The following is a 13,164-nucleotide window of genomic DNA, read 5'->3' as shown; positions in this document are numbered from 1 at the left end:
GTCAGGCCCTTATCTCACGGAGCCCACCACCATGACCATCTTCGGACCACTGCTCGTTATCCTCGCTATCGGCTTCTTCGGCTGGCTGCTCTTCACGCTTGCCGTCTGCGCATTGCCCTTCTTCGCTGGCGTGACGATCGGCATGTGGGCCTTCCATACGGGGGCTGGCGTGCTCGGCGGCATCGCGGTGGCTCTCGTAGCGGGCGGCGCAACCTTCGGCATCGGCCAACTCGCGCTCGCCTTCGTGACATGCACCTGGCTCCGGCTCCTGATCATCCTCCTCTATGTTGCGCCCGCCACCTTCGCGGGTTACAGCGCGGCGCACGGAATCGCCCAGATTGCGATGCCTTCACCCACCTGGCAGACGATTTTCGGGGGCGTCGGGGCCATTGCCGTCAGCATCACGGCCTTCGTCCGCCTCACCGGAATGGCCGCAGGCGGACCAGCCAAGCAGCGCTTGGCGCGTGGCTGATATCGGCACGACGATGGGGCCCGTTCAGGCATCCAGACTGGCACCAAGCCTTCATCATCGAGCCTGCGCTAAGCGCGGCTTGAGCACTGATGGTGCGAGCGCGGAAACAGAGATCAAGGAAGACACTGTGGCGACCATCAACACCTTCCGGAAGACCGGCAACAACGAGTTGACCGGTCCGATCCGCACGCTCGCCTTCCTCGCGGCACGGCTGGTCCGCATCGAGAACCCTCGGACAAGGGGCCTAACAAGGGTCCCGGCCTTGCGCCCCTGCCTTTAGCCGTTCAGCGCATCCTTGAGAGCCTTGGCCGGGGCGAACGTCAGTTTCCTCGACGCCGCGATCTTGATCGCCGCGCCGGTCGAGGGATTGCGGCCGTCGCGCTCCGGGGTGTGCTTCACCTTGAACTTGCCGAAGCCCGGCACATTGGTTTCAGCGTCGCTCGCCGCTGCATCGGCGATAGACTTGAAGACACCGTCCACGATGGCCTTGGCTTGCGCCTTTGGCAGATTGTACGCCTTGGCGATCTCGTCGGCGATTTCAGCGGAAGTGGTCATGGTGTGGCGTTCCTCGGGGATGTCGGTTGCAATCGGCTGCGCGCAGCCTCGGCGCTCTCAGCATAGAGGGGCGCGCATCGCAGCCACGTCAAGACGCGGCCTGGCCGCTTGCGCGAATTATCCCATAGATTCAGCTTAGGTCGGCAGCTTTCGGGAACGGGTCTGGCGCGCAAGCCGGCGATTGGCTGCATTCTTCTGGGTGATGGCCGGACCGAGCTCGTCATAATTAGCGCGGCTCTTTTGTAGCGCGCGCTTAATATCGGCGAGTTTAAATTTCAACGGCCAATCCAAAATTCCTTGCAGTGGCGGACTTTCGAACTCGCTGAAAACGGAAAACCCCGGCATGAAAGCCGGGGCCCCGTCATGCCACGGCGTACGTCCGGCCGCGACGATCAGGCGACAGATTGCATGTGGTTCTTGATGAAAATGTGACCTTCGCGGCCGTCGCTCTTGAATATCGCGCCAATCAATCGACGATCACACACTGTTCCATCCGCGCGTTTGCCCTGCTCCGGTATAGATATCCACGTCACAAAGGGCATTCGTGAGGTTGCGTCGGGCTCGCCACCGACGCCGGTACGGCGTCACGTATGGAGATCGTCCAGATGGCGATGCCTTCACCGACCTGGTACACAATATCTGCTGCCGTCTGTGCGATTGCCGTCAGCACCACGGCGTTCATCCGCTTCACCGGCATGACCGCGCCCGAACCAACAGGGCTGATCTTGCCGGGGACCTGCTAGCGTCACACCGGAAGAGCTGGACTGGATCAGGCACCCAGAGTGCTCGCGGTCCTTGTCTTTGAAGCCGGATTGAGAGCGGCCTAAGCGTCGAGGCTTGACCGATCATCGCAGAGAGGCAGATACGATGGCGATCGTTGTGAGTGATCGACCAAGCGGCGGATCACAGGTACGGCCGGCGACTCTCGTGAGCGGAGCGTGTGCCCGAGGCAGTGATCGCGGAAGCGGAAATCTGCGCCCGTCAGCACAAAGAGCCAATCACTGCTGAATTCAGTGGACCGGCTTCTCGGCGGGACTCGAAACTTGCCATGTTCTCCTTGATGTCAGCTCTGTTCGGATCGAGCGCACCGAACGGCCTCTTCGATGGATGGATCTGGCCGAAGGCCGGCTGAAGCCTCGACCGCCTATGGCGCAACAGCGGCGTCACAACTTTCTTCCCCTGCCGGCTCCGCCGTCATTCCTCGCGCAAGCCAAGAAAGTTCCTCCTTTGCTGTCGAGCCCCTGCGGGGTGCGCCGTCGATCGCCTCCGGCCTGTCGATCACCATCGAGGCCGCAAGGTGCGGGCTCGGAAAACAGAGATCAAGGAGAACTACCATGGCGACCATCGGCACCTTCAAGAAGACCGGCAACAACGAGTTCAACGGCGAAATCGTCACCCTCTCGCTTCAGGCCAGGAACGTCCGTATCGTCCCCGAAACCACCCGCTCGGGCGACAACGCCCCCAGCCACCGGATCTATGTCGGCCGTGTGGAGATCGGGGCCGCCTGGTCGAAGCGCTCCAACGAGGGCCGCGATTATCTGGGTCTCAAGCTCGACGATCCGAGCTTCACTGCTCCGATCTTCGCCAACCTCTTCGCCGACGAAGAAGGCGAGGGCTTCAGCCTGATCTGGTCCCGTCCCAGCCGTCGCAACGGCGACTGACCCGATCCACAATGCCTCGCCCGGCTGGTCCGGGCGGGGCATTACCTTGCCGATCAGCGACGGGCGACCCCTGCCGCCTTGATCGGTCGCCTTCGATTGGCATCCAATACGCCCTCGACGATGTCCTCCCAGTGGGGACAAATTGCGACCAAACGATCCAGCACCGTAGGATCCCGTTCGATCTGGCCGAGCGCCTGAGCGCGCCACTGATCGTTGAAACTTATGCTCATCAGCCCCAGACATTCGACGACCGAACTGTCGGACTGCAAGTGCTCCAACGTGGCCGTCACTATGCCACTCCATTGCTGAATCAGATGCCGGCGTTGAGGAGCGGACTTCGTCTCCAACTTCTCTTCGAGGAGATCAATCAGTGCGAGGAAGCGAATTGGCCACGGTTGAGGCTTGAGGTCCGCGACGTAGGCGTCCACGACGTCGCGCATGTCGGCGGGGAAGTGTTCGTATAGGGTCATAAAGCCTACGGTTCCGTCTCGCGAACTACGCCCTTCGGTCCCTGGACCAGCACAAGCGTCGTTGGAGACAAAGCAGATTTGCGCGGAGCCGCCTATCCACTTGTGCGTGATGCAACGCGGGAGTTGATTTGCAATGTGCCAGGGCCGCGACGCAACACAAACACACCCTATTATCGACTACGGTGAGGATGAACCGCCGTTCGTTTGATCAGGACGGTTGCGTCAACGTTCAGTGCCTCCGCGATTTGGCCGAGCACGGTCACGCTGGCCGACACGTCGGCGCGCTCGATTGCGCCGACGTAACGGGCGCTCACTCCGGCGCGATCGGCCAATTCTTCCTGCGTCATCTGCTTCGCATGACGTAATCGACGCAGATTGATCGCCATGACCTCCTTGAGATCCATGGCGATAAGGGAACCTCGATCGGAACGATCGTTCTAGGAACGATCGTTCCGATTCGTGCGGCGCCATGCTATTCATGGCGTCCGATGTCGGCGTGCGAGGTTTCGCAAGATGGTTCAAGGTTTGTGAGCTCGTTCCGGGTTCGCGAACAGAATTCATAGGCAACGGTAGGATTTTGGATAAATCGTGAGATGTATCCGGGCCTTGGACCGTAAGCACGAGAACCGTAGTGGCCGGAAGTTGGAGGAATTGCTCAATACACAATCCTCGCAACTTTGGATCAGTTCACAAACCAGGACGAACTCTGTGTATCTAAATTTTTGTGTGGAGTCGGATCCGGTGGCGTGTGCGATTCACGCACCTTGCACGCCACCTCGAACCGAGGCGTTGTTTGCCGTTTCCGGGAGCGCCGTGATGCGGCCCGCGCATCGCGGCGCGACAAAACGTCTTCTGACTTTTTCGCATTCTGAGACAGTTTCGCAGTACATGGAACTATGGAACGCATTGCTTCGACCGGAAGGGGGATCATTGCAATGGACGAGATGGCATTCCAGGATCAGCCGCCGTTGACCGACCGCGTCAACGCCTATGACGAGCAACACCTTGCAATTTATCTTCGGTTGCTAATGGCTGAAGAAGAGGGCGCCGACTGGCGTGAGGTCGTCGAAGTGATCTTCGGTCTCGACCCCGCCCGAGAACCCGATCGTGCCAAGACTGTCCATGATAGCCACCTCGCTCGCGCCAGATGGATGACGGAGGCAGGTTATCGGTATCTGTTGGAACCGCGGATGCAGTGAGCAGGCGCTCGCGCTCTCCCATTGCGCAAATTGCGATCACGCGCGATGCAACCTTTGGGTCTAGTTTGCCGGACGGTCTTTCCGGATCGTGGCGTGTCCGTCGTTCGGGACGATAGAACAAGAAACGAGAGGAAAGATCATGCCCACCCAATACTGGCGCTCGCCGGAGACCGTCGAACGCCTGAATCGTCTTGAGCGCCCCGGCTTCGCCCTCGAATTCCTCCGCCGCAACTCTGACTACCGTCGCGACTTCGCCCACACGCAGCGCCAGATCGCGCGCGACGGCGGCGATGCCGAAACCCTTCGTGCGACTTTCGCACGACGATGGGGGTTGCGGTTTCGCCCATGATCCCGTCTCTCCGGTCGGCCTCGAACCAACCATTTGGCTCCCCGAGGCATCACCGGGAATCGTGATCCTGGAACCCGCGCCGTCGGGCTTCAAAATCATACATTCGATCGATCGCAACGCATTCGGACTGCCGCTCGTCGAGCGGACGGATGTTGACGGTCGCGAACTGGTGATCGCGGACGGATCGGGTGAACTTCATGTCCGCTTGCAAAACCAGCGAGCTGCGCGACGTCCTGCCGTGCTTCTGCCGCTTGACAGCATGGCCGAGCTGCGGCTCGACGTCGCGCTACACCTTGTGCGTCATCTTGGCGGCCAGCGTCCGGGTCTTCTTCCAGCGGCTTTGCGGCTGACGCCCTTTAAAAAGCGGCGATTGATTCAGCTCCTTCATGCCTTCGACGTTCACGAATCCGGGGGCACTCCCCGAGACGTGGCAGCGGAGGTGCTCGCCTCCGACCACGCCCAACGTCGTTCGGTCGAATGGAAGGATTCGCATGCCCGCCGTGCCGCGAACCGCCTCATCCATGATTCGCGCGCTTTGGTGGAACGGGGCTACCTGAAGCTCCTGCGCGGCCTCTGACAGGCCCGTCGATCCCCATCAAGCATCCGCCAAGTCGTCAACCAGCGCCCCGCTGGTTGCGCCCGGGTCCGCCTCGTCGCGAACGGGGGACATGCACGTTCAGAAATTTTCGTCCACCCCCAACGCCCGAACTCTCCGCCACGCTGGCCCCGACATGCCGCGATTTGGCCGCGGCGCTTCGAGGCAAACCGGAGATCTCTCATGCTCGACAGGCCCGCGCAGCTTACCACGCGCTACGTGCGCACCCCCGAGGCCGCGCGCCTCCTCGGCATCTCGCCGCGCACGCTGGAGAAGTATCGCTGCCATGGCAACGGTCCGACCTTCCGCAAGCTCGGTGGCCGCGTCGTCTACGCGATCGGTGATCTCGAAGCCTGGGCCGATCAGGCCGCCTGCAGATCAACCTCGGATCCGCGCTACGTCGAGGCCCGCGCCGCCGGCCACGCGCACCGCTAAGGCACGCTTGCTCATGCCGTCGCGCCGTCCCCTCACGCCCAGCGAGCGAAGCAAGCTCGACCCGTTCGTTGTCGCCACCGGCGACGCCAGCCCGCGCGATCAGCGCGATCTGATGGAGCGACCGTTTTTTTCACTCGCGAAGGCCAAGCGGACGACGCCGATTTTATATAAAGCCGGAGACATTTGCGTCGAGGTCTATGCGGTTCCCGAGCACGGCATGGCAACCATTTGGGATGCCGATGTGCTGATTTGGGCGGCGAGCCAGATTGTCGAGGCCGAGAACCTCGGTCTCAAGACCTCGCGTTTCCTGCGCTTCACACCCTACCAGCTTCTGACCGCAGTCGGCCGGCAGACCGGGGCCCGCGACTACAAGCTCCTGAAGGGGGCGCTGGCGCGTCTGCAGGCGACCGTCATCCGCACCACGATCCGGCAGGGCGAGCATTGGCGGCGCCACCAATTCTCCTGGATCAACGAATGGGAAGAATGCGCGCAGCGCGACGGCCGCGTGGAAGGGATGGAATTTGTCCTTCCTGACTGGTTCTATCGCGGCGTCATCGATCACTCACTCGTTCTCACGATCGATCCCGCTTACTTCCGATTGACCGGCGGAATTGAGCGCTGGCTTTACCGCGTCGCACGCAAGCATGCCGGCCGCCAGCCGAGGGGCTGGCTCTTCGAGATCGCACACCTTCACACGAAATCCGGCAGTCTGGTGCGCGTGTCCGATTTCGCGCTGCAGATCCGACGCATCGCGGCTCGGCAGCCTTTGCCAGGATATCGCCTGCACATCGAGCGCGAGAGGCGCCGCGAACTGCTGCGCATTGTGCCGGCCGAACTATCCACTGCTCCTGTGGATGGTGCTGTGGAAGCGCTCGGGACTTCGAACGCAAACCATATCGGGATTCCGCACGCAGCCCTATCGGGACTTCGCACGCATGAACCCCAACTAACGCTGTGGCCGGAAACCGTAATTCCGGGCCTTAACTTAGAGTCTAACTCAGAATCTAACTGTTGTTGTAGGCCCGCGCGCCCTGCGGATAACACCGACACGACGACGTTGCCGTCGGCTTCCCGTAAACCGGCGACTGGAGGTGGTAGATGAGTAATCTGCCTCTCAACTCGGAGACTGGTTTTCCCTTAATCGCAGACTGGCGCAACGCCGAGCCTCCGTTTCGGTGTCGGTCGACGGCATGGCCAGGCAACATACCCGAGCAGCATTCAATCGGTGACATGGGCCGTGATCTCGACGCCGAAGCGTTGAGCGGTTTCGTTGACGGGGCGCTTTGTTCACCACATCACAGCCGCGGCTGCGATCCAGTTGGCCAGCTGTGGGTGGCCCCAGAAACGGAGAGCAGGAGGGTCGAAATGAGGAGGGTGGTCCTCACTCATGCGGTTGTGGTCCTTCTTCGTGCGAATGGTGGTCCCGTATTGCGCGGCCGGCGCGCCGCTTCAATCGTACGCCGGCGAAACGTTAGCTCTCCTGTTCGCGAAAAACTTGCGTCGAAGCTGTGGGTCGCGCCTGCGCGGCATGCATCCTACGACGTGGATGCTGATCGTCACTCCGAACCGCGGCGCTTCGTTCTGCGCTCAGTGGCTGTGCCAGCGTGGTCTCGTTGGCGGCGCTGTGGCGATCCGCTCAGCGAACTCCGTCACCTGAGGTTCACTGAGGTGCAGCTACCTCGGACGTTTGAATGCTGCTTCGAGACCACCTGCAGCGCTATACCTCAGCTTCGCGCGTGTCGGCTTCCCGCAAAATTCGACGGAGCCGACAAATGATCGAATGGCTCCATAAATGGTGGGCGCGTGTCCCTCTAATCGTTCACTTGCCAGTCGGCGCGACTCCATCGACGCGGGAGGCTGGCGCGACGCCGGCCCTACGGTCCATGCTCGCTCGCCCAGCGGGCAGTGACCTCCCTCGCTTCTCGTTATTCGTGGACCGGTGCAACGGTCGGCCTCCGTTTCGGCTTCGGCCGACAACGCCGTCGCTGCCCAGGCGCACCTCCAGCAGCCCTGCGCGTCAATCGGCGCTGCCTTTCCACCGCAAGCGGGGAGGCAAGCGATGATCGTCGCGCTGCTCAATCAGAAGGGCGGTGTCGGCAGGACAACGCTCGCTCTTCACCTCGCCGGCGAATGGGCGCTGCGCGGGCGGCGTGTGACCCTGATCGATGCCGATCCGCAGGGCTCGGCGTTGGACTGGTCGAAGCAGCGAGCGCGGGAGAATGTCTCACGGCTGTTTGGCGTCGTTGGCCTCGCGCGTGACACGCTCCACCGCGACACGCCGCAGATCGCCCGCACTGCCGATGATGTCGTCATTGACGGGCCGCCGCGCGCTGCTGGATTGATGCGCTCAGCACTCTTGGCGGCTGACCTGGTGCTGATCCCCGTGCAGCCGTCGCCGCTCGACGGCTGGGCCTCGGCGGAGATGTTGTCTCTGCTGCGTGAGGCCCGCATCTATCGTCCACAGCTCACCGCGCGCTTTGTGCTCAACCGCTGCGACGCACGCTCGGTCATCGCCCGCGAAACGACTGAGGTGCTTGCCGATCACGAACCGCCGGCACTCATCAGCACCATCGGCCAGCGCGTCGTCTTTGCGGATGCCGCGCGATCCGGCCGGCTCGTCTTCGAGCTTGCCGAAGGGAGCGCTGGCGCCCGCGAGATCGCCGCGCTCGCCGCCGAAGTCGCGAGGATCGTGCCATGAGCAAGCGCTCCAGCAAGCGCGGTTTCGCGTCCCGACCTGGCGATGCTGAGCGCTGGATCAGAGCCCGCGATATGGCGCCACATCGCATGGATGCCACGCTGGCCTTCACCGCGCGGCTGACGATCGATGTCACGCCGGCGCTGCGGGGGCGCATCAAGGTCGTTGCGTTTCGGCGCGGCATAACCGTCGCCGACATGTTGCGCGAATTGCTGGCGCAAGAGTTCCCGACTGACACACCGGAGAGCCGTCATGAACGACAATGAGGCGTTGCCGCCACGCGCCGTGCCGTCAACCCATCGACACGATGTCGCGCTCACCCATGTTGAGCTCACCTGGATCGAGAAGCGGATCGAGCACTGGCTGCGCTTCGGACGTCGCGCCGAGGAGAAGATCCTCGACCGTCGCCGCAGCATATCAAGTTTTAAACCCGGCAGCATCTTCGGTTTCGTGCGTTGGGCATCGAACGACTACGGCACTGTCGTTTCGCGCATGGACATCGTGCGCGCCATGGAGGTCGGCAAGCCCTATCAGACGCTGCCGTTCGTGCGGCCCGGCGGCGAGATCCTGCTGCGTGTCGACAGCTGGCCGAAGGTGGAGCGTGTGCTGCAGGCGGTCGACGCCATCGAGGCGCTCAACATCGATCCGGCCGACGTCGCGCCCGAGTACTGGCGACATCTCCACAACCGCCTCACTGCCGGCCATCAGCCGCGCGCCTACACCCGCGAGCAGCATGTGGCCTGGCTCAGGCGCCGGAGAGTCATGCCATGACGCGCCAGAGTCATGCCATGACGCGCCTCGGCTATCTTCTGTTGACCTACATTGCGGCGCTCGTCGCCGGCGGCCTGGCAGTCGTTCGCCCCGCGCCTCGGCTGATCTGGAACACCACGGCGAGCGCGCCGATAGGGCTCTACGCGCTGCATCCGGTTGGCGAACTGCGCGCCCTGGAACTGGTCGCGGTGCGGCTACCGGAGCCGATCGCGAGCTTCTTCGCCAATGGCGGATTCCTGCCCAAAGGTGTGCCGCTGCTGAAGCATGTGATGGCGCTGCCCGGGCAAACCGTGTGCCGGTCAGGAGATGACATCACGGTCGATGCTGTCGATGTCGGCGCCGCACACGATCGCGATCATCTCGGCCGTCCTCTGCCGCGTTGGAGCGGATGCACCACGCTCGAGCCGGGAGAGGTCTTTCTCATGAACCCGACCGTCCCGGACAGCTTGGACGGTCGCTATTTCGGCGCGCTCCCCGTCGCTTCCATCGTCGCGCGCGCGGTCCCGCTATGGACCGACGAGGCCGGTGACGGCCAATTCGTCTGGCGCGCCGCCACCCATTGACCAGCTTCCCAACCAGCAACCAAGGAGGTTTCCCATGGCGCAAATCGGTCAGTTCACCCGCGAAAAATCTGCCTTCACCGGGCGCATTCAAACGCTTCTCTTTGAGCGGATTCTCATCCTCACCCCAGCCGAACCCTCGGATACCGAGAACGCGCCGGACTACCGTATCCGCCTCGGCGATGCCGACGGACCGGAGATCGGCGCGGGCTGGAAGCGTACCGGTGAGAAGGCCGGCGAATACGTTTCGCTCTTCATTGACGACCCGACGCTGCCGCGGCCGATCCGAGCAAATCTCTTCCAATCGGGCGACGACAAATTGATCTGGACGCTGAACTGGAATCGTCTGCCCCAGCGCGCCGAGCGGGACTGATCGTATGCAGGGTCCCGTCACGCATGCCGGTAACCAGGCGCATCAACGGCGCACGTTTCTGTTCAGGGAAAAGCCGTCTCATCCGCTCATTCCGCTCGAACGTCAGTCGGCCGCTGCGCAGACCAGCGGCCAAGGGCAGGGCGGCCCGCCGCGCGCAGCCACAACGCACTTGAGCGCGGCGGTATGTTCGCGCCATGGCGGAGACGCGGCGCGCTTGGCCATTCTCCTGCTTGCCGGCGTGCTGGCGATTGGTGTGCCGACGTCGGCGGTATCAGCACAGAAAGCACCGGTGCGCAGTCGCTATGTCAACTATGTAGCGGAGGCCACGCAGCGCTTTGGCATTCCCGCTGCATGGATTCACGCTGTTATGCGGATCGAGAGCAACGGCGATCGGCGCGCCGTCTCATCAAAAGGCGCGCTCGGCCTGATGCAACTCATGCCGAAGACCTGGGCGGACATGCGGGCTCGCTACGGTCTTGGACGCGATCCGTTCGATCCCCGTGACAACATCCTCGCTGGCGCAGCCTTCCTTCGCGAGCTGCACGACCGCTACGGCTCGCCGGGCTTTCTCGCGGCCTACAATGCGGGTCCCGGCCGCTACGAGGACTTTCGAGACAGACATCGTCCGCTACCGGCGGAGACGAAAGCCTACGTAGCGGCCATCATCCCTTTTGTCGATGCGGAGAGGACGCCAGAGCCTCTTCTCCTCGCGGCCTCCTCTCGTTCATCCTGGACGCGGGCGCCGCTGTTTTCCGGCCACGTTGACGGGCCGTCCTCTGCCGTGCCAGCAGCATTCGACCGACCGGCGCACGACAAGCCGGCTAGCGCTCCAGTGCACGATCTGTCGGCCATTGCTCCGCAATCAGAAGGCCTGTTCGTCGCGCTCTCGATAACGGGACGATCGCAATGAATGCGCGGCGCCGCCAAAATAATGATGCCGATCGATGCCCGCCCGTCAGCGCCCAGGCTGCGGACATCCTGACGGACATCGCGCAATGGCGGCGCGCCATCGCGATTCGCTGCGAATTCGGGCCCTGGCGTATCGCAGCGCTGATCGGCGAACAGGGAAGAGCAGGCAAGGGAGACGAGCAGGAAACGACCGAACGAGGGCGAGATAAAAGGCCGCAATGTGCGGCTCGGTCGGTCGGTTGTTTCTGCTTCCGTTTTTTAGCGATCCGGCAATGTGTGCCTTCGGCGCGCAATGTGCGCCTCACCATCAACTCATTGCAGGGATTTGACGTTTCGCACGTTTCCGAGGCTGCCGATGGCTGAGGAGAACGACTTTCAACCTCGGCCTGGCCGCATCCGCTCCTCGCGGAACCAGCGGGCCAAGCCCTTCATCGCTCAGGCGATTGCCGCCGCCCAACGCGCCGGCGGCGGCATTTCGCGAGCCGGCCATCTCGTCAACCATCGTCATTCGCGCTTTGGGCGTGGCCGGGTCGCCAGCGGGCGGGCAAACCGTCTGCTCACCGGCCGCTCGCGTCTGGTGACGATCAAGACCCGGGTTGTCCGGCATAGAGCGAAATCGGCGCCGCTCGCCGCCCATCTCGGCTATCTCTGGCGCGAGGGCGTGACCCGGGACGGGGAAAAGGCTCACCTGTTCGGCCCGGACACCGAGGATGCCGATCCCAAGGCCTTCGCCGCGCGCTGTAAGAATGACCGCCACCATTTTCGCTTCATCGTCTCGCCGGAAGACGCAGCCGATATGGCCGACCTCAAAGGTTTTGCCCGCGAGCTGGTCAGCCAGATGGAAGTGGACCTCGGCACCAAGCTCGACTGGGTCGGTGTCGATCACTGGAACACCCAGCACCCGCACGTCCACATCATCGTGCGCGGCGTCGGCGAAGACGGCCAGGACCTCGTCATCTCGCGCGACTATATCAAGGAGGGGATGCGCGCCCGCGCCCAGAACCTCGTCACCGAGGGCCTCGGACTGCGCTCCGATCTCGACATCCGCCGCTCGCTCGAACGCCAAGTCGAAGCCGAACGCTGGACACAGCTCGACCGCCAGCTTGTTCGCGATGCAGACCGGCACGGTGTTATCGATCTTGCGCCCAATCCGACGCAGCAACCTGATCAGTTCCATGCGTTGAAGGTCGGCCGGCTGCGGCGCTTGGAAAGCCTCGGCCTCGCGCATCAGCTCGGGCCAGGCCAATGGGTCATGGACGAGTTTGCCGAGACGACGTTGCGCGAGCTCGGCGAACGCGGCGACATCATCAAACGCATCCACCGCAGCCTGACCGAACGCGGCATCGAGCGCGGGACCGCGACCTACGTGCTGGCAGGCGAAAGCCTGGACGTCCCCGTCATCGGACGCCTCGTCGATCGCGGTCTCGACGACGAACTCAAGGGGACTGCCTATGCCGTGGTCGATGGCGTAGACGGCCGCACTCACCACATCAGGCTCCCCGATCTCGACGCTGCCGGCGACAGCGCACCGGGTTCGATTGTCGAGCTCCGCAGATTCGATGACGCGAGAGGACAGCGCCGCGTGGCGCTCGCGGTCCGTTCCGATCTCTCGATCGAAGCGCAGGTGACGGCGAGCGGCGCGACCTGGCTCGACCGCCAGGCCGTCGCACGCGACCCTGTGGCGCTCGGCCAGGCCGGCTTCGGCGCCGAGGTCGGCGACGCCATGCAACGGCGGGCCGATCAGCTGATTGAGCAGGGTCTCGCTGAGCGCCAGGCGCGTGGACTGGTGTTCGCGAAGAACCTCATCGGCACGCTGCGCCGCCGGGAGCTAGAGGATCATGGCAACCAGCTCGCCGCCGAGACCGGCCAGCCGTTCACCCCCTCGGCTGCCGGTGAATATGTCTCGGGCACCTATCGGCAGCGCTTCGCGCTCGCCTCCGGCCGCTTCGCCATGATCGACGATGGTCTCGGCTTCCAGCTCGTGCCCTGGACGCCCTCGCTTGAAAAACAGCTCGGCCGGCATGTCTCCGGCGTCGCCCGCGACGACGGCGGCATCGATTGGGGGTTCGGACGCAACCGGGGGGTAGGCCTGTGAACGATCCCTCCAATCACCGACGTCA

20 protein-coding genes are annotated in these 13,164 nt (G+C 63.2%); 15 read left to right on the top strand and 5 right to left on the bottom strand.

The window, feature by feature from the left end:
- Nucleotides 1–31 precede the first annotated feature (31 nt).
- Nucleotides 32–472: a hypothetical protein gene (locus I6F38_RS11940; RefSeq protein ID WP_225160447.1), complete on the top strand. Its 441-nt coding sequence runs from the start codon at nt 32–34 to the stop codon at nt 470–472.
- A gap of 276 nt (nt 473–748) precedes the next feature.
- Here I6F38_RS11940 and I6F38_RS11935 read toward each other — a convergent pair whose 3' ends face one another.
- The 3 genes from I6F38_RS11935 to I6F38_RS11925 form a co-directional block, all read right to left on the bottom strand.
- The gene (locus I6F38_RS11935) at nt 749–1,027 is read right to left on the bottom strand and encodes an HU family DNA-binding protein (protein ID WP_225160446.1); all 279 of its coding nucleotides are present in this window, start codon (nt 1,025–1,027) and stop codon (nt 749–751) included.
- 135 nt (nt 1,028–1,162) lie between these two features.
- Nucleotides 1,163–1,306 (bottom strand): hypothetical protein, encoded by a 144-nt coding sequence (locus tag I6F38_RS11930; protein ID WP_225160445.1) that lies wholly within the window; start codon nt 1,304–1,306, stop codon nt 1,163–1,165.
- 250 nt (nt 1,307–1,556) lie between these two features.
- Nucleotides 1,557–1,724: a hypothetical protein gene (locus I6F38_RS11925; RefSeq protein ID WP_225160444.1), complete on the bottom strand. Its 168-nt coding sequence runs from the start codon at nt 1,722–1,724 to the stop codon at nt 1,557–1,559.
- Between the two features lie 637 nt (nt 1,725–2,361).
- On the opposite strand from I6F38_RS11925, the gene I6F38_RS11920 reads away from it, so the two are divergent.
- The gene (locus tag I6F38_RS11920; protein ID WP_225160443.1) at nt 2,362–2,688 is read left to right on the top strand and encodes a DUF736 domain-containing protein; all 327 of its coding nucleotides are present in this window, start codon (nt 2,362–2,364) and stop codon (nt 2,686–2,688) included.
- A 53-nt stretch (nt 2,689–2,741) separates the two neighbouring features.
- Here I6F38_RS11920 and I6F38_RS11915 read toward each other — a convergent pair whose 3' ends face one another.
- The gene (locus I6F38_RS11915) at nt 2,742–3,158 is read right to left on the bottom strand and encodes a hypothetical protein (protein ID WP_225160442.1); all 417 of its coding nucleotides are present in this window, start codon (nt 3,156–3,158) and stop codon (nt 2,742–2,744) included.
- Between the two features lie 170 nt (nt 3,159–3,328).
- The gene (locus I6F38_RS11910; protein WP_225160441.1) at nt 3,329–3,562 is read right to left on the bottom strand and encodes a helix-turn-helix transcriptional regulator; all 234 of its coding nucleotides are present in this window, start codon (nt 3,560–3,562) and stop codon (nt 3,329–3,331) included.
- Nucleotides 3,563–4,093: 531 nt separating this feature from the next.
- On the opposite strand from I6F38_RS11910, the gene I6F38_RS11905 reads away from it, so the two are divergent.
- The 13 genes from I6F38_RS11905 to I6F38_RS11845 all read left to right on the top strand — a co-directional run bounded on the left by I6F38_RS11905 (nt 4,094) and on the right by I6F38_RS11845 (nt 13,139).
- Nucleotides 4,094–4,357, top strand: a complete 264-nt coding sequence (locus I6F38_RS11905) for a DUF2285 domain-containing protein (protein WP_225160440.1) — start codon at nt 4,094–4,096, stop codon at nt 4,355–4,357.
- Nucleotides 4,358–4,496: 139 nt separating this feature from the next.
- Entirely contained in the window at nt 4,497–4,706 is a 210-nt protein-coding gene (locus tag I6F38_RS11900; RefSeq protein ID WP_225160439.1) for a DUF6499 domain-containing protein, read from the top strand.
- Entirely contained in the window at nt 4,648–5,283 is a 636-nt protein-coding gene (locus I6F38_RS11895; RefSeq protein ID WP_225160438.1) for a DUF2285 domain-containing protein, read from the top strand. Before I6F38_RS11900 ends, I6F38_RS11895 begins: the two co-directional genes overlap by 59 nt.
- A 201-nt stretch (nt 5,284–5,484) precedes the next feature.
- The gene (locus tag I6F38_RS11890) at nt 5,485–5,736 is read left to right on the top strand and encodes a helix-turn-helix domain-containing protein (protein ID WP_225160437.1); all 252 of its coding nucleotides are present in this window, start codon (nt 5,485–5,487) and stop codon (nt 5,734–5,736) included.
- A 13-nt stretch (nt 5,737–5,749) separates the two neighbouring features.
- Nucleotides 5,750–6,838, top strand: coding sequence for a replication initiator protein A (locus tag I6F38_RS11885; RefSeq protein WP_225160436.1), 1,089 nt, complete (start codon nt 5,750–5,752; stop codon nt 6,836–6,838).
- A 957-nt stretch (nt 6,839–7,795) separates the two neighbouring features.
- A complete protein-coding gene (gene parA / locus I6F38_RS11880) occupies nt 7,796–8,434 on the top strand; it encodes a ParA family partition ATPase (RefSeq protein WP_225160435.1) in 639 nt (212 codons plus the stop codon).
- Nucleotides 8,431–8,697, top strand: a complete 267-nt coding sequence (locus I6F38_RS11875; RefSeq protein ID WP_225160434.1) for a hypothetical protein — start codon at nt 8,431–8,433, stop codon at nt 8,695–8,697. Before parA ends, I6F38_RS11875 begins: the two co-directional genes overlap by 4 nt.
- A complete protein-coding gene (locus I6F38_RS11870) occupies nt 8,684–9,202 on the top strand; it encodes a DUF2840 domain-containing protein (protein WP_225160433.1) in 519 nt (172 codons plus the stop codon). Before I6F38_RS11875 ends, I6F38_RS11870 begins: the two co-directional genes overlap by 14 nt.
- A 17-nt stretch (nt 9,203–9,219) precedes the next feature.
- Nucleotides 9,220–9,765, top strand: a complete 546-nt coding sequence (locus I6F38_RS11865) for a S26 family signal peptidase (protein ID WP_225160432.1) — start codon at nt 9,220–9,222, stop codon at nt 9,763–9,765.
- Nucleotides 9,766–9,799: 34 nt separating this feature from the next.
- Complete coding sequence (locus I6F38_RS11860) at nt 9,800–10,135, top strand: DUF736 domain-containing protein (protein WP_225160431.1); 336 nt, start codon at nt 9,800–9,802, stop codon at nt 10,133–10,135.
- Between the two features lie 4 nt (nt 10,136–10,139).
- Entirely contained in the window at nt 10,140–11,045 is a 906-nt protein-coding gene (locus tag I6F38_RS11855) for a lytic transglycosylase domain-containing protein (protein WP_225160430.1), read from the top strand.
- Nucleotides 11,042–11,407 (top strand): hypothetical protein, encoded by a 366-nt coding sequence (locus I6F38_RS11850; RefSeq protein WP_225160429.1) that lies wholly within the window; start codon nt 11,042–11,044, stop codon nt 11,405–11,407. Before I6F38_RS11855 ends, I6F38_RS11850 begins: the two co-directional genes overlap by 4 nt.
- Nucleotides 11,400–13,139, top strand: a complete 1,740-nt coding sequence (locus tag I6F38_RS11845; protein ID WP_225160428.1) for a VirD2 family relaxase/mobilization nuclease — start codon at nt 11,400–11,402, stop codon at nt 13,137–13,139. The genes I6F38_RS11850 and I6F38_RS11845 overlap by 8 nt, the downstream gene beginning before the upstream one ends.
- Nucleotides 13,140–13,164: the final 25 nt, after the last annotated feature.

Origin of the sequence: Bradyrhizobium sp. BRP56 (assembly GCF_020194035.1) — a bacterium.
Taxonomy (GTDB): Bacteria; Pseudomonadota; Alphaproteobacteria; order Rhizobiales; family Xanthobacteraceae; genus Bradyrhizobium; species Bradyrhizobium australafricanum.
This window is presented reverse-complemented; position numbering and strand designations above follow the sequence as displayed.

Excerpts from the sequence above, each read along its gene's own strand:
- I6F38_RS11940 (WP_225160447.1), top strand. The coding sequence starts at position 32 with ATGACCATCTTCGGACCACTGCTCGTTATCCTCGCTATCGGCTTCTTC.
- I6F38_RS11935 (WP_225160446.1), bottom strand. The coding sequence starts at position 1,027 with ATGACCACTTCCGCTGAAATCGCCGACGAGATCGCCAAGGCGTACAAT.
- I6F38_RS11925 (WP_225160444.1), bottom strand. The coding sequence starts at position 1,724 with ATGCCGGTGAAGCGGATGAACGCCGTGGTGCTGACGGCAATCGCACAG.
- I6F38_RS11920 (WP_225160443.1), top strand. The coding sequence starts at position 2,362 with ATGGCGACCATCGGCACCTTCAAGAAGACCGGCAACAACGAGTTCAAC.
- I6F38_RS11915 (WP_225160442.1), bottom strand. The coding sequence starts at position 3,158 with ATGACCCTATACGAACACTTCCCCGCCGACATGCGCGACGTCGTGGAC.
- I6F38_RS11910 (WP_225160441.1), bottom strand. The coding sequence starts at position 3,562 with ATGGATCTCAAGGAGGTCATGGCGATCAATCTGCGTCGATTACGTCAT.
- I6F38_RS11905 (WP_225160440.1), top strand. The coding sequence starts at position 4,094 with ATGGACGAGATGGCATTCCAGGATCAGCCGCCGTTGACCGACCGCGTC.
- I6F38_RS11900 (WP_225160439.1), top strand. The coding sequence starts at position 4,497 with ATGCCCACCCAATACTGGCGCTCGCCGGAGACCGTCGAACGCCTGAAT.
- I6F38_RS11895 (WP_225160438.1), top strand. The coding sequence starts at position 4,648 with ATGCCGAAACCCTTCGTGCGACTTTCGCACGACGATGGGGGTTGCGGT.
- I6F38_RS11890 (WP_225160437.1), top strand. The coding sequence starts at position 5,485 with ATGCTCGACAGGCCCGCGCAGCTTACCACGCGCTACGTGCGCACCCCC.
- I6F38_RS11885 (WP_225160436.1), top strand. The coding sequence starts at position 5,750 with ATGCCGTCGCGCCGTCCCCTCACGCCCAGCGAGCGAAGCAAGCTCGAC.
- parA (WP_225160435.1), top strand. The coding sequence starts at position 7,796 with ATGATCGTCGCGCTGCTCAATCAGAAGGGCGGTGTCGGCAGGACAACG.
- I6F38_RS11875 (WP_225160434.1), top strand. The coding sequence starts at position 8,431 with ATGAGCAAGCGCTCCAGCAAGCGCGGTTTCGCGTCCCGACCTGGCGAT.
- I6F38_RS11870 (WP_225160433.1), top strand. The coding sequence starts at position 8,684 with ATGAACGACAATGAGGCGTTGCCGCCACGCGCCGTGCCGTCAACCCAT.
- I6F38_RS11865 (WP_225160432.1), top strand. The coding sequence starts at position 9,220 with ATGACGCGCCTCGGCTATCTTCTGTTGACCTACATTGCGGCGCTCGTC.
- I6F38_RS11860 (WP_225160431.1), top strand. The coding sequence starts at position 9,800 with ATGGCGCAAATCGGTCAGTTCACCCGCGAAAAATCTGCCTTCACCGGG.
- I6F38_RS11855 (WP_225160430.1), top strand. The coding sequence starts at position 10,140 with ATGCAGGGTCCCGTCACGCATGCCGGTAACCAGGCGCATCAACGGCGC.
- I6F38_RS11850 (WP_225160429.1), top strand. The coding sequence starts at position 11,042 with ATGAATGCGCGGCGCCGCCAAAATAATGATGCCGATCGATGCCCGCCC.
- I6F38_RS11845 (WP_225160428.1), top strand. The coding sequence starts at position 11,400 with ATGGCTGAGGAGAACGACTTTCAACCTCGGCCTGGCCGCATCCGCTCC.